This is a genomic window from Cobetia sp. MMG027, assembly GCF_027947415.1.
GTDB lineage: Bacteria > Pseudomonadota > Gammaproteobacteria > Pseudomonadales > Halomonadaceae > Cobetia > Cobetia marina.
Map to the genome: position 1 here is coordinate 305,428 of NZ_JAQJIO010000001.1, position 19,901 is coordinate 325,328.

Below are 19,901 nucleotides of genomic sequence, written 5' to 3' on the forward strand. Positions count from 1 at the left end.
AACCCTCAAGTCCGCGCCGAGCAGAGCGGCGCGATGGCGACGCAGAGCGCGGTCTGCGTTACTATTCCCTGCAGCAATGCATCGCGGCCAGCTGGCGGCGGTGCATCAGGTCCCGCGACACGATCGCAAGGGCATTTGAATTCAGGCGGACAAGAGTCGACTTGCATGGGAAGAGCATTCCAGAACCGTAAAGAGTCAATGGCGCGTACTTCACTCAACAAGGCGCGCGTATATTCACGCTACGGACGCGAGATCTACGTCTCGGCCAAGAGCGGTGGTGTCGACCCCAACGGTAACCTGAGCCTGCGTCGTCTGATCGAGAAGGCCAAGAAGGATCAGGTGCCGACTCACGTCATCGACAAGGCCATCGACAAGGCCAAGGGCGCCGGCGGTGAAGATTTCGCGCTGGCCCGCTATGAAGGTTTCGGTCCGGGCAACGTCATGGTCATCGTCGATTGCCTGACCGACAACAACAACCGTACCTTCGGTGAAGTGCGTACCTGCTTCAACAAGGGCAAGGGCAAGCTGGGCGCCCAGGGTTCGGTCTCGCACATGTTCGATCACCGCGCCATCCTGTCCTTCAAGGGTGCGGAAGACGACGAGGAGAAGGTGCTCGAGGCACTGATGGAAGCTGACGTCGATGTCAGCGATATCGAGCTGGATGATGGCATCATCACCGTGTTGACGCCGACCACCGAGCACTTCAAGGCCAAGGGCGCACTGACCGATCTCTTCGGGGAAGACCTTGATTTCGAAGTCGACGAGATCAGCTTCATCCCGCAGATCCACACCGAGGTCAGCGGTGACGACGCCGAGCTGCTCAACAAGATGCTCGAGATGCTCGATGACTGCGAAGACGTGCAGCAGGTCCATCACAATGGCGAGTTCGTCTGACCGAGCTGTGCATCACGGCAGGTCCCGTGGCATGAGCCATTGAGACGATAGCCCGCAAGGCCCCGCCGGTTTCCCCGGCGGGGCCTTTTCCTGTCTGCTCTTTCAAGAAGGCGGTACGTTCAAGAAAGCGGTACGTTCAAGAAAGCGAGGCGAGATCGTCGCAAGAGCAGCACCAGGAAAGCGTGAGGGCAGTGCAGACCAAACCACCGTCACGGCGACTGGCTCAGCAGTGCGCGTGATGCTGGGCATGCGGGTCCGTCTCGCGTGGGTCGGCCATGCCTCCCTTGATGCCGCGCTTCACCAGCCAGACATTGACGGGCCAGGCGGCGAGCAGGCCAAGGCTCAGCGAGATGACCATCGAATTCCAGAACAGGGCGTCATGCATGCCTGATCTGCCTCCCAGCCACAGGTCGACCGAGATGGCCACCAGCTCCATGACGAAGATCGAGGCGGTCTCGCTTCTGAACGCATCCTGGATGACCTTGCGCTTGTCATCGCTGCCGGCCTGAAGCATCGGGCCGACGGTCAGCAGGAAGCCGAACAGGTAGGCGAAGAGGAAGGTGATGATCGCCGTCGCGAAGTTGCCCAGTGCCAGCAGACCCACCGCCAGCACAACCCCCACGAACTCCCCGAGTCCGCAGCCCGAATAGCAGTGCGCGACGCTTCTCAGTCCCTTGCGTGCATCACGGTTGTCCGCGATCTGGCGGCGCCCGGCAAAGCGATAGACGAGAAGGCCCACTATTCCGGAGTACAGCGTGGTCAGCCCCCAGACCCACTTCATCATCGGCGCCAGATGGGCATTGCTGGTCGTCAGGTCACGCAGGACCCAGACCAGTGACGGCAGCATGAGCAGTAACCAGCCGAGAAACAGGCTCCAGTCGGAAAGTAGATCACGTAGCGCGGATTGCATGGGACCTCCTGTCGTATCGGGCATTCTGATGGGATGGCACGGATGGCCCGGCGCCGATGTTCCTGCAGTGATGACATGGCGCTGATCTCAGCGAGGCGATCTCAGCGAGGCGATCTCAGCGAGGCAATGCCCGGGCACTCAGTGATACCTGATGGACAAGGCGCGCGAGATCAAGGGTGCACAAACGCAACGTAGCGGCGCGATGACATGTCATGTGGTGCTCTCATGGCTTGTTAACCTTGGTGCAAACCTCCATGGTGAAAGATGTTGGACGTTGCGCTGGCAATGTCGCCACCTTTATCAGGAGTCACGATGTCGAGACACGCTGCTACCTTTCTTTCACGCTCTCTTTCACGCGTCACCCGTCAATTTGCCGGGGCTGCCGGGCTCGGGCTGATCGCCTCGCTGGCATTGCCAACGGCGGCTCAGGCCGAGGAGGACAAGGTCTTCGGCTGGGTGGAGAAGGCGACCATCGAGCCTTGGGGCGTGCTGGTCAAGGCCAAGCTGGACAGCGGCGCGCTGACGTCCTCGATGCACGCCGAGAACATCGAGACGTTCACGCGTGACGACGAGGAATGGGTGCGCTTTGACGTGGAGGTCGAGGATGAGGCCAGCGGCGACATGGTCGAGAATTCCTTCGAGCGCCCGCTCTATCGTGACCTGACCGTCTCCGGCGCCGGCGGACGTGATACGCGCCCGGTAGTCCTGATGACCCTGTGCATGGGGGGCGAACGTTACGAGGAGCAGTTCAGTCTGCGGGATCGTGATGGCATGAATTACCCGGTACTGCTGGGGCGTCGCACCATCCAGAGCCTGGGCGTGCTCGACGTGCGCAAGACCTTCCAGACCACGCCGGACTGTGGCGAGGATGCGCCGCTGCATCGCTATGAAGACAAGCAGTATTCCGAGCGGATCGGCGCGGCTTCCTGAGCCGTGGCCCTGCGCCAGCCCTGATCACAAGTCCTGATCACCAGCTCTGATCAGCAGCCCTGATGGCCAGACGCTGACATTCATCCCCCGGAGAGTCAGAGCATGTCGGATTCCGCCCGGCCGCCGTCTCGAGCGGCCCTCAAGGTCTACTACGATGCACGCTGTCCCGTATGTCGGCGTGAGCGTGCACGCTATGAGCGACTGTCGCGCCTCGATGCTGGCGTCGAGTGGTGGGATGCGACGGAGCATGCCGAGCGTCTCGCCGCGCGGGGCATTTCCCTGCAGCGCGCGCTGCTGTCATTGCATGTCGAGACGGCCGATGAGCGGATCTGCGATGGCATGCCGGCGTACCGTCTGCTGCTGGCCCGTCTCCCCGGCCTTGCCTGGCTGGGGTGGTTGATCACTCGTCCGCTGGTCGAGCCGACCTTGACTCGTCTCTATGATGCCTGGGTCAGGCGTCGGCTATGCCGGGATGGCAGGCTCTGACGGGCGGCAGGCTTGACGAGAGAGGGAAGACACGCCTGAGGTCCATCACGCTTTTTTGATATGCAAATGCTAATAGTTTTCGTTAGTATGTGAGGCACCGTCCGTCTCCTCATGTCTGCGAGCCTACCGATGATCGACGCGCTTTCCCCGCTCTTTGCCGGTCCGATGGTTGCCTATCGGGACCTGATCACTACCAGCGCTCAGGCGCAGGCAGGTGGCGAGTCATCGCTGGACCGTGTCGTGCCGGCACGTGATGTGCTCAGCCCCGGCTGGCTTTCGGCCTGCATCGCCGCACATGGCATGCAGTACGAGGGGCAGCAGGGCGCGGAGGCACCGGATGAGCGGGCACTGCTTTCCCAGTGGTCCAAGTACCTGTTGTCCTCGATGGTATCGCTGCCACTGGCGGCCAATCTGCTGCTCGACCATCAACTGCCGCTGGAGCTGCGCCATCTCTCGCTGCGCCTTGGCGAGCATGGTGTGGTCACCCAGCTGATACTCGATGACGCGGCAGGTCAGGGCGTCAGCCTCACGGCAGATATCGCGGCGGCAGAGGAGGAGGCGCGGCTGCAGGTGCGCTTCCAGGGCTATCTGGCGCATCTCGAGGCCGTCATTGAGCGCCTCGTGCCGCATACCCCGCTGGGTCCCAAGGTCTTCTGGAGCAACGCGGCACATTACTTCGTGTACATCGTCGGCATGCTGGAGGAGCAGGGGTGGGTCGCGCAGGCCGCGCCGGCACGCCAGCTGATGGCGACCAGGGTGCTGGCGGACGGGCGGCGCAATCCGCTGTATCAGCCGGTCAGCGAGGTGATGGACCGCCATGGCGAACGGCATGTGCCCCGCAAGGTATGCTGCGTGCGTTACCGTATCGAATGCCTTGGCTATTGCAGCAATTGCCCGCTGGCCATCGAGCGTCCCACGGCACGCCGTGCCCAGGCGCGCCGAGTCGACCAGCGTGCCAACGCGCGTGGGGCACTGATCGGCAGTGACCTTGGTTGAGCGGTGACCCTGGTTGAGCCGTGACCTTGATTGAGCAGTGACCCTGGTTGAGCAAAGCCCCTGGTTGAGCCGCGCCTCGTCTGGCGGGCCCTCGCTTATCGCACTTGTGGCTCTCGCAGCTCTCGCGGCTCCCGCGGCTCCCGCCGGATGGTGGTGAATTCTCGCCGTGAACGTCCTCCCATGGGCGTTTTCCAAGCACAGGACGTCTGCGGTGGGCAAAGTTGCCCGAGGGTAGCCGCCTGTCACTGCGCCCTCTGGTAAGATGGCGGGCCCCGTCATTGCCTGGTATGTCGTCATGTCCTCCTCTTCGCGCCGCCCACGCGGTGCTTCCCCGTCCAAGTCCGATGCCTCTTCCCGACACGACTCGCCCGCCAGGCGGCAGCCGGCCTCCCGAGGGAAGCCCGCCACCTCCAGCGCGGCGCCCGTCAAGGTGATACCGGCCCGCAAGGGAGAGCTGCACCCGCGCAATCCCCACCGGGGGCGTTATGACATGTCGGCGCTGACTCGGGTCAGCCCGGAACTGGCGGCCTTTCTCATCACGACACCGGGCGGCAACGCCTCGATCGATTTCTCGGACCCGATGGCCGTCAAGGCCCTCAATCGCGCCTTGCTCCGTCATCACTACGGGGTGAGCGACTGGGACATTCCCGAGGGCTATCTGTGTCCGCCGATTCCCGGCCGGGCCGACTATCTGCACTATCTGGCGGACCTGCTGGTCGAGGCCAACGGGCGGGGGCAGTTGCCCCCGGGGGAGCGAGTCAGGGCGCTGGATGTCGGTGTCGGTGCGAATGTCATCTATCCGTTGCTGGCCAATCGCAGCTTCGGCTGGCAGATGGTCGGCAGTGACATCAGCGCCACGGCGCTGGAATCGGCCCACCGCAACGTGATGGCCAATGTGGTGCTGCGTGGTCAGATCGAGCTGCGTCTGCAACGGGATCGGCGTGCGCTCTTCGCCGGGCTATGGGGGCAGGCGGAACGCTTCGATCTGGTGCTGTGCAATCCACCATTCCATGCCAGCGAAGCTGACATGGCGCGTGAAGCGCAGCGCAAATGGCGGGGGCTGGACAAGTCGCGCCAGCAGCGCGGCAATGCCTCGCGCAAGGGCAGGACTCGCCAGGAGCGGGCTGGTGACGACAGATCCAGGGTCGACAGGTCTCGCCGACACAGCGCCCAGTCGGCACCCGCGCTGAATTTCGCAGGTCAGGCGGCCGAACTCTGGTGTCCGGGAGGAGAGGAAGCCTTCGTGACGCGCATGGTCAGCGAGAGTCGTGACGTGGCGTCGCGCTGTCTGTGGTTCAGCTCGCTGGTGGCGCATGCCAGCAGTCTGCCGGGGATCAAGCAGGCATTGGCGGCAAGCGGTGCCAGCGAGGTGCGGGTGATCGAGATGTCCCAGGGACAGAAGATCAGTCGCTGTGTGGTCTGGTCATTCTTGACGCCCGCCGAGCGCCGGCAGTGGGGGCGAGACCACTGGCAGAATCACGACTGACCTTGACGCCGGCTCTCGCCGAGGCCTTTGCAGCACAGTCTCCGGCAGCATCATGGACCCTTGAGGAAGCCCTCGTCGCCCCGCGCGACGGGGGCTTTCTGCATTGGCGGGTGTCATCTGAGCCTCACTTAATGCTGTCTTAATGGTTCGCGCGCAGTCTCTGCTGCAACGCGCGGCCTGCCTGCCCAGATCAACAGGGGCATCGGCAACTGGCCGTCATGTTCTCCGCCCCATCCTCGCCAGGAGCCGTGCCATGCCGTCCTCAACCGCAATGCCCACCCCCAGCTCACCGCATGTGTCAGCGCAGGAGGATTCCTCGAGCGAGGGGATTTCGGTGCTGATACCCGGGCGTGATGAGCGAGACAACCTGCCGAAGCTGATCGCCGAGGTGCATGCGGCACTCGCCGGTCGGCGTTACGAGATCATCGTGGTCGATGATGGCTCCAGCGATGACAGCTGGCGCTGGCTCACGCAGGCAGCCCTGGAAGATTCGCGGCTGCGTCCCTATCACCATGACACCAGTTTCGGGCAGAGCACCTCTTTGTGGCAGGCCGCACGTCTGGCGCGTGGCGAATGGCTGGCGACCCTGGATGGCGATGGCCAGAACGACCCGGCAGACCTGCCGGACATGCTGTCACTGGCCAGTCTCGAGGGACTGGACATGGTGGCGGGGCATCGCACCGAACGCCGCGATGACGCTGTCAAGCGCGTGTCCTCGCGGCTGGCCAATGCCATCCGCCAGGCGCTGCTGCATGACGATACGCCGGACACCGGCTGCGGCATCAAGGTCACACGTCGTGACGTCTTCCTGCGTCTGCCGTATTTCGATCACATGCACCGTTTCCTGCCTGCGCTGGTGCGGGCACAGGGCGGCAAGGTGCAGTCCTTGCCGGTACGCCATCGTGAGCGTGTCGCCGGGGTTTCCAAGTACGGCTTCTTCGATCGATTGTGGGTCGGTATCAGCGACATCATCGGCGTGATGTGGCTGGTACGTCGCTCGCGCCTGCCCTCGCCGCTGCAGAATCTCTCCGGCAATGCCGTCAGTGAGACGCTGTCGCCGCTGGAGGTCGCGCTCCATCCCGCTTGCAGAAGCCGTGATGTATCGGAAGTCGGCGAACATGCCGCCAGAGACATGTCGGGGATCGATACCGGCAGGGCGACTGGGGCGGTCGATCTCTCTGGCATCGCCACACCTCACGCCGGCGTGGCGCGGGGAGCACACTGATGGATGTCAATCCGTGGTGGGTGGCCCTCGGCTTCGGTGGTCAGGCGCTGTTCTCGGCGCGCTTCATCATCCAGTGGCTGGCCAGCGAGAAGGCGCGTCGTTCCATCGTGCCGCGCGCCTTCTGGTGGTTCTCGCTGGCAGGCGGCATGACCTTGCTGGCGTATGCCATCCATCGCCAGGACCCGGTGTTCATCGCCGGCCAGGGGGCCGGACTCCTCATCTATCTGCGCAACCTGAGCCTGATCAAGCGGGACCGCGCCTCACGCCAGCAGGCGGCCAGTGACGATGCATCGAGCGTCGAGAAGCCCACCGCTTCCTCAAAGGCCTGCGAGCCGGAGGGCTCACTCCTCGCGGCCGGCGACAGTCGGCTGCGGGCCGAACACGCTCGACTCGCGGAGGAGAATGCCCGGCTCGCCCATGAGGTGGCGCGACTCGAGGCACGAAGTGCTCGGCACAAGGCATCGTGCGCATGACGACGATGCTTCAAGCCCGTCTCTATCAACGCCTCGCCCGTCACCCCTGGTGGAGCCTTGCGCTGCTGTATCTGCTGGTGTCGGCCATCGGGCTCGGCATGCGCATGCCCTGGCCGGCGGATGAGCCACGCTTCGCGCTCAACGGTCTCGAGATGTGGGTCACCGGCCACTGGTGGCTGCCGCATCGCGGGGGGGAGCTTTATCCCGACAAGCCGCCGATCTTCATGTGGCTCAGTGGCCTGGCCACCGGCGTGAGTGGCGACATTCGCATCGGCTTCGCCTTGCCGTCGCTGGTCGCCGGGGTGGTGACGCTGGCGCTGAGCGTGGACCTGATCCGTCGCCTGCACGGGAAGCGCGTCGCCTTCATCGCCGGCCTGTGGCTGATCGCCACGCTGCAGTTCGTGCTGCAGGCACGTACCGCGCAGATCGACATGCTGGTCACCGCCTTCATCATGCTCGGCTGCTGGGGGATGCTGCGCCATGCACTGCTCGATGATGGTGTGCGCTACTTCCATCTTGGCTGTTTCGCGATGGGGCTGGGCATCATCACCAAGGGAGTCGGCTTCCTGCCGCTCCTGATGTTGCCGTTCTGGCTGCTGGCCATGCGCCGAGCGTCGCGCTGGCGCAGTGGTGGCCAGCGTGCCGGTCAGCTGTCCTGGCGTGAGCTGTTGATCGGGCTCTGCTGGTTGCTGGCAGCACCACTGGTCTGGGTCGGGCCGATGCTGGTGATGTCGCTGCTCTCTGCCGACCCGGAGCTGGCAGCCTATCGCGACAACATTCTGCTCAAGCAGACCGCCGAGCGCTACGCCGACAGCTGGCACCACCTCAAGCCCTGGCACTACTTCCTGACCCAGGTGATTCCCTGGGCGTGGATGCCGCTGCTGTTGACGCTGCCCTGGTGGCCGAAGGCTCTCGCCACCCGCTTGTGGCGTCGTGATCTACGCGTCTGGCTGCCGTTGAGCGGTGCGGTCTTGATCGTGGTGTTCTTCTCGCTGTCCCCCGGCAAGCGGGGCGTCTACCTCCTGCCGGCGCTGCCGCTGCTGGTGGTCGGCCTGGCGCCCTTGTTGCCCGGCCTGTCCAGAAAGCGGCATGTCGCCTGGCTGGCCTTCGCGCTGTGCGCGGGACTTGCCGGCATCTTTCTGGGCGCGGCACTGCTGGGGGCCGCTGGACTTCCGGCATTGACGAGGCTTGCCGAGCAGGAAGGCCTGGTGCCCTGGGGATGGTGGGGGCTTCTGGGAGGGGCTGGCGTGGCGCTGTGCGCGGGGTGGAAACCACGTGGTGGCCTGCTCGCGCTGGGCAGCTGGCTGGTGGTCTTCTGGGTCCTGTGGGGGACCTGGGGCGCGCGACTGATGGACCCGGTGCGCAATCCGGCGGCACTGATGGCTCAGGTCGCCGAGCAAAGTGATCACCAGGCGCTGGCGATCCCTGACTTCCGGGAGCAGTACCTCCTGCAGGCGCGCCAGCCGCTATGGCACTTCGGCTACAAGACGTCGGAGGCGGACCAGTTCTCGCGGCTGTATGCCTGGCTGCAAGCGGCACCGCAGCATCGCTGGGCCCTGATGACTCCCAGGATGCTCAAGCGGCATGCCTGCCTGGAGGCAACGCAGGCCATCACGCTGAGTGAACCGGATGAACATTGGGCCCTGCTACCCGGAGGAGCGGCGCTGGCGTGTCGCGGCGATGCTGATGCCGCGCCGATGTATCTGGCGCCGACCTCGGTCTCCGATGAGGCGGCGCGGTTGATCGGCCTCCCCGGGCGCCATGACGTGATGACGGAGGCCCGCCCATGAAACGTCAGACACCCCGCTCACGTGTGATCAAGCGCAGCGAGACGGAGCCCGCCACCCGGGCTGGCCGCTGGCGCAAGGCGATGGCACTGGCCGAAAGCGCCGTCAGCTCAGGGGCCAACCTGTGTGCCAGCGAGCGGCTGTGCTGGGCACTGTGGCTGACTTTGCTGATGGCAGGAGCGCTGGCGCGACCCTATCTGCCCATCGATGAAACCCGCTATGTCTCGGTGGCGTGGGAGATGTGGCATTCCGGTCACTGGTTCGTCTCGAGCATGAATGGCGCTCCCTACGCGGACAAGCCGGTGCTGTTGTTCTGGTTGATCCACTCTGGCTGGGCGGTCTTCGGGGTCAATGAAGTCTGGCCGAAAGTGCTGATGCCGCTGGTCAGTCTGCTGGGGATCTGGCAGCTGGGACGCGTCGCTCGCACCCTGTGGCCGGTGGCCGCGGGGGAGGGCGATGAATGGCAGGTGCGTGAGCAGTGGGTCTCTCTGACCCGCTGGACGCTCGCCGGTTGCCTGATGTGGATGCTCTACAGCCAGGCCTTGATGTTCGATGTACTGCTGACTACCTGTCTGCTGGGGGCGCTGCGGCCCTGGTGTTCGCCACAGGGGGCTCAGCCCTTGCCTTGGAAGGCGGTGGCGGAGAGTGGGCTGTGGCTGGGGCTTGCCCTACTGGCCAAGGGGCCGGTGGCGCTGTTGTGGTTTGCTGTGGTGGTCGGCTCGCGCCCCTGGTGGACTCAGGCGAAGGCCCGCCAGGTCTGGGCCGGCGAGTGGCGCGGCTGGGGAATGAGTCTGCTGCTGGGTCTCGTGGTGCTGTGCGTGTGGTTGCTGCCCGCCGTCATCACCGGGCCGGCCAGCTACGTGGAGGACCTGCTGTGGGGGCAGACGGCGCATCGGGTCGTCTCCGCGCAGGATCATGCGCGGCCGCTGTGGTGGTATCTGCCATGGCTTGTGGTGTTGATCTTCCCGTTCAGCCTGCGCCCGCGTCTGCTGCTGGAGGGGTTTCTGGCCTCGATTGCCCAGCGGCCGACGGCCGAGCAGCCATTGTTGAGGCTGGGACGCGTCTGGGCGCTGAGTGGCCTGCTGATCTTCTCGCTCATCTCCGGCAAGCAGGTGCATTACCTGATGCCGCTGCTGGTGCCGCTGAGCCTGTTGCTGGCCTGGGCGGCGCTTCGTCAGCCACCGGCTCATGGGGCGCTGCGGCTGCTGGCGATGACAAGCGGTGGACTGGGCGTTGCCAGTCTGGCACTGGCGGTCATCGTGATGCCGTCACTGGCGCCGACAGGCCTTGCACGATGGTCGGCGGACTCTGCACTGGTGGCCTCAAGCAGTGCCAGCCTGTCGAGTTTCCTGGCTGGCGCGGGCTTGCTGGCATTGATGTCAGGCCTGTGGCCGTCCAGCGCGACGTCAGGGGCAATCAGTGCGCGTCAGGTGTCGGGTGTGCAGGCCCGCCACGACGGTGTCCTGAATGCGCAGCGCCGCCTGGTGCTGGGCAGCGTGTTGCTGGTGACCTGTCTGTTGAGCCTGACATTGCGCCCGCTGTGGCCGCGTCTGGATCAGACCGCCATCGCGCAATGGATCAATGGCCGACAGCAGGCTGGCCAGCAGGTGGCTGTCGTCGGCTGGGACTATCAAGCGACCTGGCAATTCACCGGCCGTCTGACCCGGCCACTGGAGACGCTCACGCGGGATGCGGGGTCGCTTAGCGCCTGGCAGGCGGCGCATCCGGATGGCTGGCTGGTGATCGAGGCGGAGAAGTGTCTGCGTCTGCCAGGCACGCAAGGCCCGCTGGCCGGCATGCGCGACTGGTGTCAGGCGGCAGCGGATGGCAAGGCGGATACCTCACGGATCTTCCATCAGGGACGCCATCGAGTGATGACGATTCCCGCAGCGGCGTTGGGTGGCTTGCCGTCCGCGTCATTAAAGCGGGACATGTCCGCGCAGGAGAGACAATGAGCATGAAGATTCTGGTCACGGGAGCCGCAGGCTTCATCGGCGCCGCGCTGTGCGAGCGCCTTTTGCAGGAAGGCATGCAGGTCGTCGGACTCGACAACCTCAATCCCTATTATCCGCTGGCGCTGAAGAGGCATCGTCTGGCGCGCCTCGAGACGCTGGCCAGCCAGTGTGCGGGAGAGTGCGGCGATGGCCGCCGGCCGGGCAGTTTCCGCTTCGTGCCGCTGGATCTGGTCGAGCGCGAGGCGTTGCTCGCCTTGATGAAGGACGAGGGCTTCGAGGTGGTCGTCAACCTGGCCGCCCAGGCCGGGGTGCGGCATTCCATCAGCCAGCCCTTCGATTACGTCGACAGCAATCTGGTCGGCTTCGTCAACCTTCTCGAGGCGTGCCGTGCCGCGCGTCCGAGTCATCTGCTCTACGCTTCCAGCAGCTCCGTCTATGGGGATGACGCCGCTCAGCCTCTGCAGGAAGCCCAGGTGGGGGAGCGGCCGCTATCGCTGTATGCCGCCACCAAGCGAGCCAATGAGCTGATGGCCTACAGTTACTCGCACCTCTATGGCATGCCGGTGACGGGGCTGCGTTTCTTCACCGTCTATGGCGCGCGCGGCCGACCGGACATGGCGCCGCTGAGATTCGCGCGCAAGCTGCTGGCCGGTGAGGTGATCGATGTCTACAACCGGGGGCAGATGGCACGTGACTTCACCCATGTCAGTGACATCGTGGAGGGCATCTTCCGTCTCATGCCGCTGCCACCCGCTCAGGTGTCCAGCGCGGCACCGTCACGGGTGCTCAATCTCGGCCGTGGCGAGCCCATCGCGCTGGGAGACTTCATCAACGGACTGGAAGCGGCGCTGTGCATCACGGCCCGCAGACGTCTGCTGCCGATGCAGCCGGGCGATGTCGAGCGCACCTGGGCTGACACCTCGGCACTCCAGGCGCTGACCGGTTTTCGGCCAGTGGTCAGTCTTGCCACGGGGCTTGAGGAGCTGGCCGAGTGGGCGCGGCACTATCCGTCGCTGCTGAGCGAGACGCAGGATGAGCGAGAGCACGAGGCGTCGGAAGCCGCGAGGGGAATGACGGCCCAGCACTTGAGCACCTTGCGCGGCATGACGAGCATCAGACCGCCGGCATCGGCGGGGCTGGCCTTCAGTGCAGAAGCGCCCTTCAAGGCTTGACGGGTTTCCAACGCAGCGGGCCCCGCCACTGAGTGGCGGGGCCCGCTGCGTCCTGCTTCAGTCTGCCGACATCAGCAGCGGCCTTCGCAGTTGGCCGGCTTGTCGTTGGCGATGCGCCAGTCTTCCTCGTTGGCCAGGGTGGCCAATGGAGACAGCATCGCGAAGTCGAAGGGCGTCAGGCAGGTGTCGCGTTTCACGCGCTTGGGCCAGTCGTGATTGGCCAGTGCCGAACGCCCGATCGCGACCAGGTCGGCGTGCTCAAGCGCCGCCACTGCCTTCTCGGGGCTGTCCACGCCGCCATTGGTGATCAGCGTGATGTCTGACTCCAGTGCCTTGCGCGATTGGTCGGCAAGCGCCGTCAGGCTCAGCGAGCGCTCGTCAGCATTCGCTGCCTCGGGGAAGGCGGGTGCGGCGACATCGCCACCCGTCAGGTGCAGGAAGTCCAGGCCAGCCTCGATCAGGTGCGAGAAGCGCGCACGAGCCGCGTCAGGTCCACCGGCCCAGCTGAGGTCCGGCTCGGTCACGGTGCCCTGCGACAGCCGCATGCCGAGTGGGAAGTCGTCGCCGACGGCCTCACGCACACTGCGGATCACCGCGAGCGGGAAGGCCAGCCGGGCAGTGGCATCGCCGCCCCAGGCATCGTCACGCTGGTTGAAGCGCTCACTGATGAACTGGTGGATCAGGTAGCCGTTGGCACCGTGCAGCTCGACCCCGTCAAAGCCAGCTTCCCTGGCCAGGCGAGCACTGGTGGCAAAGCCGGCGATGGCCTCGTGAATCTCCGATTCGCTGATCTCGCGAGCCAGCGGGAAGGGGCCGGAGCCGCCGTAGAAGCTGAGCATCTCGCCACTGGCCCGGCTCTCTGAGGGTGCGACCACCTCATCCTTGAAGCGGTTGTGCTGAGTCTGGGCACCGGCATGCATCAACTGGGCGATGAGTCGGCCGCCTTGTTGATGCACGGCCTCGACCACCGGGCGCCAGCTGTCCTGCTGGGCCTGAGTGGCCAGTCCCGGCTGGTTGGCGTAGCCCTGGCTGAAGGCCTCATCGGTGTACAGGCCCTCGGTGACCAACAACGAGAAATCGCCGCGCGCGAAATCGCGGTAGTAATCGACCATGTCGAAGTGGACCAGGCCATCCTCCTGGGCGCTGGTACGGGTCATCGGCGCGAGCACCAGGCGATTGCGAAGCTCAAGCTCGCCAAGCGTGTGGGCGGTGAACAGTGTCTTGGTGTCTGTCATGCGTAACTCTCCTGCGGAGATGACTCCGCTGTCGTATCCGGTCGTGGGACCTGCACTGACTGCGTACTGAACAAGACGGAAATCGATGCAGTGCTGGCGTCATGCAGACGCCGTGCAGTGGCCTTGAGGGATGATCGACGGATCATCTGTATGCGATATATCGTGCCTGCCGAGGTGGGGTGTCACAAGCGGGATCACTGGAAGGAGAGTGTTGTCGTTTCGACAACTTGATTGCGTAATTGCCTGAATATCAAGGGATTTTCGTAATCAATTCACGGTTGCTGCATATTGTGGCAACGGTGTACTGCTTTCCATGCACATGCCCTGCACCCACGCATGTGCATGCAACGAAACAGGCCCGCAACCAAGGGTTGCGGGCCTGTTTCATCCGCGGGAATCGTGTCTAGCGCGAGGGCTCAGCCCGGGCGATCACTTGCCGTCACATTGGGCAGTCTGCTTGCCGCCGGAGGGTGGGCAGCCGAACCAGTTCTCGGTCGGCTTGGCCTGGCCAGTATTGGCATGTCGCCCCCCCTGGCTTCCGATATCTCCGCCGTCGAGGCTCTTCTGTACCTGACGCTTGGCCTCATCCTTGGATTGCTGGCTGGCCTCGGGCTGCTGGTGCTGCTGGTAATTCGCCCCATTGTCGCGGGAATCCTCAGCGGTACGCGTGGAGTGGCTGGTGGTCGGCTCGCCGTTCGAGGAGTGCTGGGAGGCAGCGGCACCACTGACTCCCGTCTCGGTATTCATCTCGTCGAAGGCATAGGCCGGTGACAGGCTCAGGCAGCCCAGCATCACGGCGGCGATGCCGACACCGTAGCGCGTCTTGCGTGAAGCGCCTGCTCGGAAGGGCGAGGGGGTCGTGAATGACATGTCGAGTGCTCCTTTGGGGAAACGGCGTGGAGCATGGGCCAGGCCATTCCGTGAGCAAGTCAATGAGCGCTTGCTCGTTGTGCAAGAGACATCCAGCCGTTGCGCTGTACTGGACGCTGATGGAACAGAGATCGGGGCAGATGACGAGAAATCAACTCTCGCTGACGTTCCTGCATCGCTGGCAGGTGAGGTGGCTGGCGTATCCGGTGGTCAGGGCGGTTATCTGGTGTCGGACCCTTGAAGTCGTCGCCTGGCATGACAATGTGATGGGGAGAGGGCAACGGCCCCCTGAGAGTTCACCCAGTCAAGGAGACACGCATGACGATCAAGAAAACCGGTTCCGCGCATTGGGAAGGTAGCGTCAAGCAGGGTAAAGGTACCGTCAGCAGTGAAAGCGGTGCCCTCAAGGATCAGCCCTATGGTTTCAATACGCGTTTCGAAGACGGCGCGGGTACCAATCCTGAAGAGCTGATCGGCGCAGCACATGCCAGCTGCTTCTCCATGGCGCTGTCGATGATGCTGGGAGAGGCAGGCCATGAGCCGAGCGCCATCGATACCCGCGCGACCGTGCATCTGGACAAGGATGACAGCGGTTTCAGCGTCACCAGGATCGCGCTGGTGACCAAGGCCAAGGTGCCGGGTATCAGTGACGCGGACTTCCAGGCGACCGCCGAGAAGGCCAAGGCCGGCTGCCCGATCTCCAAGCTGTTCACTGCCGAGATCACCCTTGAGGCGTCTCTCGACAGCTGAGACGCTCGCCAGCTGCCCTCGGCTCTTTAGGGTGAGGCAGCTGTCGCGTGAAGGCGCATCCCCTCAGCAGGGGGGCGCCAATGAAAAAACCGCCCTGAGGGGCGGTTTTTTGCGTGGTATCTCTCTTTTTTCTATTTCTTTTTTTCTAACTCTCTATCTCTCTATCTCTCTTTCCATTTCTCTCTAGCCTATCTCCATCCGCTTCCATTGCGGTCAGCGTTCGTCGGGCCTTTTCGCATCATCTGGCTCATCGGGTGGCAGTTCCTCTTCGCTGATCGCCCCGGCATGTTGCATGGCGTTGCGACGGGATTGCAGGCGCGTCAGAGGGGTACGGCTGGGCGTGCGGTACCAGCGGATGTTCTCGCGTGAGCATTGCTCGAGTTCCGCGATCACCTGAGCGCCAAGCAGCAGGATGATGGCGCCAACCTCCAGGCCCAGCAGCAACACGATCAAGGTGGCCAGCGAGCCATAGATGGCGCCCACGAAGGACAGGTGAGTGAAGTACCAGCTCAGCGCCAGACGTGTCAGCTCCCACAGGGTCGCCGCGACCAGCCCGCCGACCAGTGCACGGCGAGTGGAGACGCGTGTCTGGGGCAGGATCTTGTAGATGGCGCTGAACAGCCCGAACATGCCGACGATGCTGATCAGGTAGATCACTTCACTGCCCGCCTCGCCGAGCGTGACCTCGATACCCGTCAGCAGGGTCAGGGCATCATTCATCGCCGAGGCCAGTGCCACCAGCAGGGTCAGTGCCAGCAGGCCGGCCCCCAGTACCATCACGAAGGCATAGGGCAGCAGGGCCGAGATCCAGGCACTGCGTTTGCGAATCACCGGGTGCTGATGAAAGATCAGCGCGATGGCATCCTCCAGCATGCGAAAGGCCAGCCCGGCGAAGAACAGCAAGCCCCCCATCCCGATCCAGCTGATCACGTCACGGTTGTCCAGCAGCTTGCGCACGGCATCCAGCAGCACGTCTTCCTGCCCGGGTCCCAGATGCTGGACCTGGATGGCGATGATGCTCATCAGACGTGACTCATCGACCAGATGCGTCAGCAATACGCAGCTCAGGGCGAACAACGGCACGCTGGAGAGCAGGATGTTGTAGCCCACTCCCCCCGCCAGCAGTACGCCACGATTGGCGATGAACTGGCCCAGCACCCGCCAGGCGAAAGCGATCAGGCGGGGGAGAAAGCGCAGCAGTCGCGCGCGCCAGGTATCGTCAGCCGTGTCCGGCATCAATGGCCTCCTGGAGAGTCGGTGGACTGGCAAGGCGTCACGAGGTGCCGCCCTTGAGTGCCCGTCGGCTGCGGCTTTCGGCTCGATGTGCCAGCAGGGTCGAGGTCGAATAGAGCGCCAGCCCTGACCATATCAACACGAAGGTGAGCAGCATCGAGGGCTGCAAGGTCTCGTGGAATACCAGCAACGCGATGGCGAACTGCATGCTCGGGTTGATGTACATCAGAAAGCCGACGGTGGCGAGGCGCAGGCGGCGTGCCGCGCCGGCAAAGGCCAGCAGCGGAAGCGCCGTCAGGATACCGCTGGACATCAGCAGCACGCTGGCGGGCAGCTCCAGCGGGCCGATGCCCGTGGCCAGAAAGCGTGACTCGCCTGTCTGCCACAGACCCGCGATCAACAGCAGGGCGAGGGGCGCCAGCATCAGCGTCTCGACGAACAGCCCCGATAGGCCATCCAGCGCGACACGCTTGCGCAGCAGCCCGTAGGTGCCGAAGGACAGCGCAAGCGAAAGGGTGATCCAGGGCAGCTCGGAGAGATTGAGAAACTGCAGGCTCAGGCCCAGCGCCGCCAGCCCCAGCGCCACGCCTTGCAGGCGAGTCAGGCGCTCCTTGAGCACCAGCATGCCCAGTGCCACGTTGACCAATGGCGTCAGGAAGTAGCCGAGGCTTGCCTGCAGCACTTCATGCTGCTCCACCGCGAAGATGTAGATCCCCCAGTTGGCCGCGATCAACAAGGCGCACGCCAGCCCCGGCCATAGTTGCCGTGGCCTGGACAATGCGCTGCGAATCGGTGACCAGCGCTTCAGCAGGCTGATCAGGAGGATGAGAAACACGCAGCTCCACAGGATGCGGTGCAGCAACACCTCCCAGGCGGGGATGCCGGAAAACAGCGCGAAGTACAGCGGAAAGCAGCCCCACATGGCATAGGCCGTCAGGCCGTAGCCGACCCCCTTGAGGCCTTCGCGACGGGCCAGGGCTGCCGCTTCATCGCTCTCGGGCGTGCTCTGCGCCTGGCTCATCGCGAGTCACTCTCGCCATCCTGAGCCAGTGGCTTGCCCGCGATGTAGTAGCCCGAGGGGCACAGCGCGAGGAAGAAGGTCTCGGTCTCGGGGTAGCCGGCTTCGCGCATTGCCTGGTGGATGGCCTCGCCACAGACGTCACGGACCTGCTGGCCGCGTTCGAACCACAGCACCTCGACGAAGGGAAAGGCATCCACCGTCTGGCCGTCGAAGACATATTGCGTGCTGATGCACTCCAGCGTGAACTCATCGCGCGGCGTCGCCGTGGCCTCACTGAGCTGGTCGACAAGCGTGCGCGAGACGGGGGCGAGACGGGCGGGGGTAACGCCATGGAAGCGAAGCTGAGGCATGCAGGGCTCCTGGAGCACGAATGAGTGGGGGTGACAGCGCGCGTGGGCGACAGGCGGACCGAGGTCCATGCGCCGGGCTTCATCAGCCGGCGCTGACGGAGCCGGCATCAAGCCCCGCGCAACATCAGCATAAGGGGAAGCGATGGCCTGCGTCGCGCCTTCAGGCCGCGGCAGCATATCGATGGTCAATATATCATCGGCGACTCATGCACACATCCGCTGGCTGAGCCGCGCGGAGTTGTCGGCCAGTTCCCGCATTGCCTCTCACATCTGAGCGCCACAGACGGTAGAATGGGCGCATTCATGCTCGCGATGGCATGCAGGCCTCACGCCCTCCATCACCCGCAAGGCGTGTCCCGGGAGGGCGGCATGAGGGCAAGATGACCGAGGATCAGGGAGACGGCATGACAGTGACGAATCCATCAGCAACGTGGGAAGACGCAGGCAAGTTGCGTGTCAGCCTGGTGCAGGCCGATCTGCGCTGGGAAGACCCGGCAGAGAACTGTCGCCTGCTGGGCGAGCAGCTGGACGCCGCTGGCCTGACGACCGGCCCTGACGGCCACAATGCCCTGACCGACCTCATCGTGCTGCCCGAGATGTTCGCCACCGGCTTCACCATGAATTCCCGTGAGATGGCCGAGCCGATGGAGACCAGCGAGAGTGTCGCCTGGCTCAAGGCGCAGGCTGTCGCGCGCGGTTGCGTGATGACGGGCAGCATTGCGGTACTCGAGGGAGACGAGTGCTACAACCGCATGCTGTGGGCCACGCCGAGTGGTGAGCTGAGACATTACGACAAGCGCCATCTGTTTCGCATGGCAGGCGAGCATGAGCGTTATGGCATGGGCAATGAGCGGGTGATCGTCGAGCTCAATGGCTTCCGGATCCAGCTGTCCGTCTGCTATGACCTGCGCTTCCCGACCTGGCTGCGTCAACGCCCCGTGATTGGCGGCATGAGCGCGGCAGAGTGTGCCACCGGCAGCGCCTTCGAATATGACCTGCTGCTGTGCGTGGCCAATTGGCCGGGCGTACGGCGGCATCCGTGGCGCACCCTGCTTCAGGCACGCGCCATCGAGAATCTGGCCTATGTGGTGGGCGTCAACCGAGTGGGTGACGATGCCAACGGGCTGCACTATACCGGCGATTCCATGGTCTGCGATTACAAGGGCGAGCCCATCCTCGACCCCGCGCCAGACCAACCCTTCATCGAGACGGTGACGCTTGAACGCGGCGCCCTCGACGAGTTTCGAACCAAGTTTCCGGCGTGGATGGACGCCGATCATTTCACTCTGGAGGCCTGATGCGCCTGGACAAATTCCTTACCGAAACCACGGATCTCAGCCGCAGCGATGCCAAGAAGGTCGTGCATCGCGGCGATGTCACCGTGGATGGTGAGGTAGTCAAGAACACCGCGCGTGCCGTCAAGGATGGCATGCGCGTCGAATGGAACGGCGAGCACCTGGAGCTGATGGGCCTGCGCTATCTGATGCTCCACAAGCCGGCCAATGTCGAATGCACCACCAAGCCGGGCCTGTATGAGCGCGCGCACGACCTGATCGAGCTGCCCAATGTCGAGCGCCTGAGCATCGTCGGGCGTCTCGATGTCGACACCACCGGTCTGGTGTTGATGACGGATGACGGCCAGTGGAACCACCGCGTCACCTCACCCAAGAAAGCCTGTGCCAAGCGTTATCGCGTGACCCTGGCGCGCCCGTTGGAAGGGGATGAGCTGGCGCGTGCGGTGGAAGATTTCGAACACGGCCTGATGCTGGATGGCGAAGAGAAGCCGACGCGTCCGGCACGCCTGGAGATGGAAACGGCCACCGTGGGTCTGCTGTGGATCACCGAAGGCCGCTATCACCAGGTCAAGCGCATGTTCGCGGCCATCGGCAATCATGTCGAAGCCCTGCACCGTGAAGCCATCGGCGACGTGGAGCTGGACCCGGAGCTGGAACCCGGCGAATGTCGCTTCCTGCGTCCGGAAGAGATCGCCAGCTTCTGATTGTCAGCGTCTGACCATCAGCGCCATATCGTCATGAAAAGCCCCCGTCATTTTCCTCAATGGCGGGGGCTTTTTCATGTGCGTCGTTGGCCGCCGAGCCTTGTATCGATCCAACGATCGCGCTTAGGG

At 64.2% G+C, this 19,901-nt stretch carries 19 protein-coding genes; 13 read left to right on the plus strand and 6 right to left on the minus strand.

Annotation, left to right across the window (positions count from 1 at the left end):
* The first annotated feature begins 165 nt into the window (after positions 1-165).
* A complete protein-coding gene (locus PJK54_RS01325) occupies positions 166-894 on the plus strand; it encodes a YebC/PmpR family DNA-binding transcriptional regulator (protein ID WP_077372806.1) in 729 nt (242 codons plus the stop codon).
* Positions 895-1,117: 223 nt separating this feature from the next.
* Here PJK54_RS01325 and PJK54_RS01330 read toward each other — a convergent pair whose 3' ends face one another.
* Entirely contained in the window at positions 1,118-1,804 is a 687-nt protein-coding gene (locus tag PJK54_RS01330; protein ID WP_084208988.1) for a DUF4396 domain-containing protein, read from the minus strand.
* Between the two features lie 312 nt (positions 1,805-2,116).
* Between PJK54_RS01330 and rloA3 the strand changes: the two genes are divergently transcribed.
* From rloA3 to PJK54_RS01375, 9 genes are all read left to right on the plus strand, one after another.
* On the plus strand, positions 2,117-2,734 hold the full coding sequence (gene rloA3, locus PJK54_RS01335) for a retropepsin-like aspartic peptidase RloA3 (protein ID WP_271302009.1): 618 nt from the start codon (positions 2,117-2,119) through the stop codon (positions 2,732-2,734).
* A 102-nt stretch (positions 2,735-2,836) separates the two neighbouring features.
* On the plus strand, positions 2,837-3,220 hold the full coding sequence (locus PJK54_RS01340; protein ID WP_271302010.1) for a thiol-disulfide oxidoreductase DCC family protein: 384 nt from the start codon (positions 2,837-2,839) through the stop codon (positions 3,218-3,220).
* A 129-nt stretch (positions 3,221-3,349) separates the two neighbouring features.
* Positions 3,350-4,216 (plus strand): siderophore-iron reductase FhuF, encoded by an 867-nt coding sequence (fhuF, locus tag PJK54_RS01345; protein ID WP_271302011.1) that lies wholly within the window; start codon positions 3,350-3,352, stop codon positions 4,214-4,216.
* A gap of 295 nt (positions 4,217-4,511) precedes the next feature.
* Positions 4,512-5,702: a 23S rRNA (adenine(1618)-N(6))-methyltransferase RlmF gene (gene rlmF / locus PJK54_RS01350; protein WP_271302012.1), complete on the plus strand. Its 1,191-nt coding sequence runs from the start codon at positions 4,512-4,514 to the stop codon at positions 5,700-5,702.
* A gap of 253 nt (positions 5,703-5,955) precedes the next feature.
* Positions 5,956-6,927 carry a glycosyltransferase family 2 protein gene (locus PJK54_RS01355; RefSeq protein WP_271302013.1) on the plus strand — a complete coding sequence of 324 codons (972 nt, stop codon included), beginning with the start codon at positions 5,956-5,958 and terminating at the stop codon, positions 6,925-6,927.
* On the plus strand, positions 6,927-7,400 hold the full coding sequence (locus tag PJK54_RS01360; RefSeq protein ID WP_271302014.1) for a lipid-A-disaccharide synthase N-terminal domain-containing protein: 474 nt from the start codon (positions 6,927-6,929) through the stop codon (positions 7,398-7,400). Before PJK54_RS01355 ends, PJK54_RS01360 begins: the two co-directional genes overlap by 1 nt.
* Positions 7,397-9,190 carry an ArnT family glycosyltransferase gene (locus PJK54_RS01365; RefSeq protein WP_271302015.1) on the plus strand — a complete coding sequence of 598 codons (1,794 nt, stop codon included), beginning with the start codon at positions 7,397-7,399 and terminating at the stop codon, positions 9,188-9,190. Before PJK54_RS01360 ends, PJK54_RS01365 begins: the two co-directional genes overlap by 4 nt.
* The gene (locus tag PJK54_RS01370) at positions 9,187-11,142 is read left to right on the plus strand and encodes an ArnT family glycosyltransferase (RefSeq protein WP_271302016.1); all 1,956 of its coding nucleotides are present in this window, start codon (positions 9,187-9,189) and stop codon (positions 11,140-11,142) included. Before PJK54_RS01365 ends, PJK54_RS01370 begins: the two co-directional genes overlap by 4 nt.
* The gene (locus PJK54_RS01375; RefSeq protein WP_333781904.1) at positions 11,139-12,314 is read left to right on the plus strand and encodes an NAD-dependent epimerase/dehydratase family protein; all 1,176 of its coding nucleotides are present in this window, start codon (positions 11,139-11,141) and stop codon (positions 12,312-12,314) included. Before PJK54_RS01370 ends, PJK54_RS01375 begins: the two co-directional genes overlap by 4 nt.
* A 71-nt stretch (positions 12,315-12,385) precedes the next feature.
* Here PJK54_RS01375 and PJK54_RS01380 read toward each other — a convergent pair whose 3' ends face one another.
* Both PJK54_RS01380 and PJK54_RS01385 read right to left on the minus strand, forming a co-directional pair.
* Positions 12,386-13,549 carry an oxidoreductase gene (locus PJK54_RS01380; RefSeq protein WP_077372832.1) on the minus strand — a complete coding sequence of 388 codons (1,164 nt, stop codon included), beginning with the start codon at positions 13,547-13,549 and terminating at the stop codon, positions 12,386-12,388.
* A 429-nt stretch (positions 13,550-13,978) separates the two neighbouring features.
* The gene (locus PJK54_RS01385) at positions 13,979-14,419 is read right to left on the minus strand and encodes a hypothetical protein (RefSeq protein ID WP_084208978.1); all 441 of its coding nucleotides are present in this window, start codon (positions 14,417-14,419) and stop codon (positions 13,979-13,981) included.
* 318 nt (positions 14,420-14,737) lie between these two features.
* Here PJK54_RS01385 and PJK54_RS01390 point away from each other — a divergent pair, with 318 nt between their 5' ends.
* Positions 14,738-15,169, plus strand: coding sequence for an OsmC family protein (locus PJK54_RS01390; RefSeq protein WP_077372838.1), 432 nt, complete (start codon positions 14,738-14,740; stop codon positions 15,167-15,169).
* A gap of 213 nt (positions 15,170-15,382) precedes the next feature.
* Here the strand turns inward: PJK54_RS01390 and PJK54_RS01395 are convergent, their stop codons facing one another.
* The 3 genes from PJK54_RS01395 to PJK54_RS01405 are packed head-to-tail and all read right to left on the minus strand — an operon-like array spanning position 15,383 to position 17,773.
* Positions 15,383-16,405, minus strand: coding sequence for a YihY/virulence factor BrkB family protein (locus tag PJK54_RS01395; RefSeq protein WP_077372841.1), 1,023 nt, complete (start codon positions 16,403-16,405; stop codon positions 15,383-15,385).
* A gap of 37 nt (positions 16,406-16,442) precedes the next feature.
* The gene (gene rarD, locus PJK54_RS01400; RefSeq protein ID WP_176502661.1) at positions 16,443-17,423 is read right to left on the minus strand and encodes an EamA family transporter RarD; all 981 of its coding nucleotides are present in this window, start codon (positions 17,421-17,423) and stop codon (positions 16,443-16,445) included.
* Complete coding sequence (locus PJK54_RS01405) at positions 17,420-17,773, minus strand: DUF1904 family protein (protein ID WP_271302017.1); 354 nt, start codon at positions 17,771-17,773, stop codon at positions 17,420-17,422. Before PJK54_RS01405 ends, rarD begins: the two co-directional genes overlap by 4 nt.
* A 404-nt stretch (positions 17,774-18,177) precedes the next feature.
* Here PJK54_RS01405 and PJK54_RS01410 point away from each other — a divergent pair, with 404 nt between their 5' ends.
* On the plus strand, positions 18,178-19,071 hold the full coding sequence (locus PJK54_RS01410; protein WP_176493057.1) for a nitrilase family protein: 894 nt from the start codon (positions 18,178-18,180) through the stop codon (positions 19,069-19,071).
* Positions 19,071-19,772, plus strand: a complete 702-nt coding sequence (locus PJK54_RS01415) for a pseudouridine synthase (RefSeq protein ID WP_077372850.1) — start codon at positions 19,071-19,073, stop codon at positions 19,770-19,772. The genes PJK54_RS01410 and PJK54_RS01415 overlap by 1 nt, the downstream gene beginning before the upstream one ends.
* Positions 19,773-19,901: the final 129 nt, after the last annotated feature.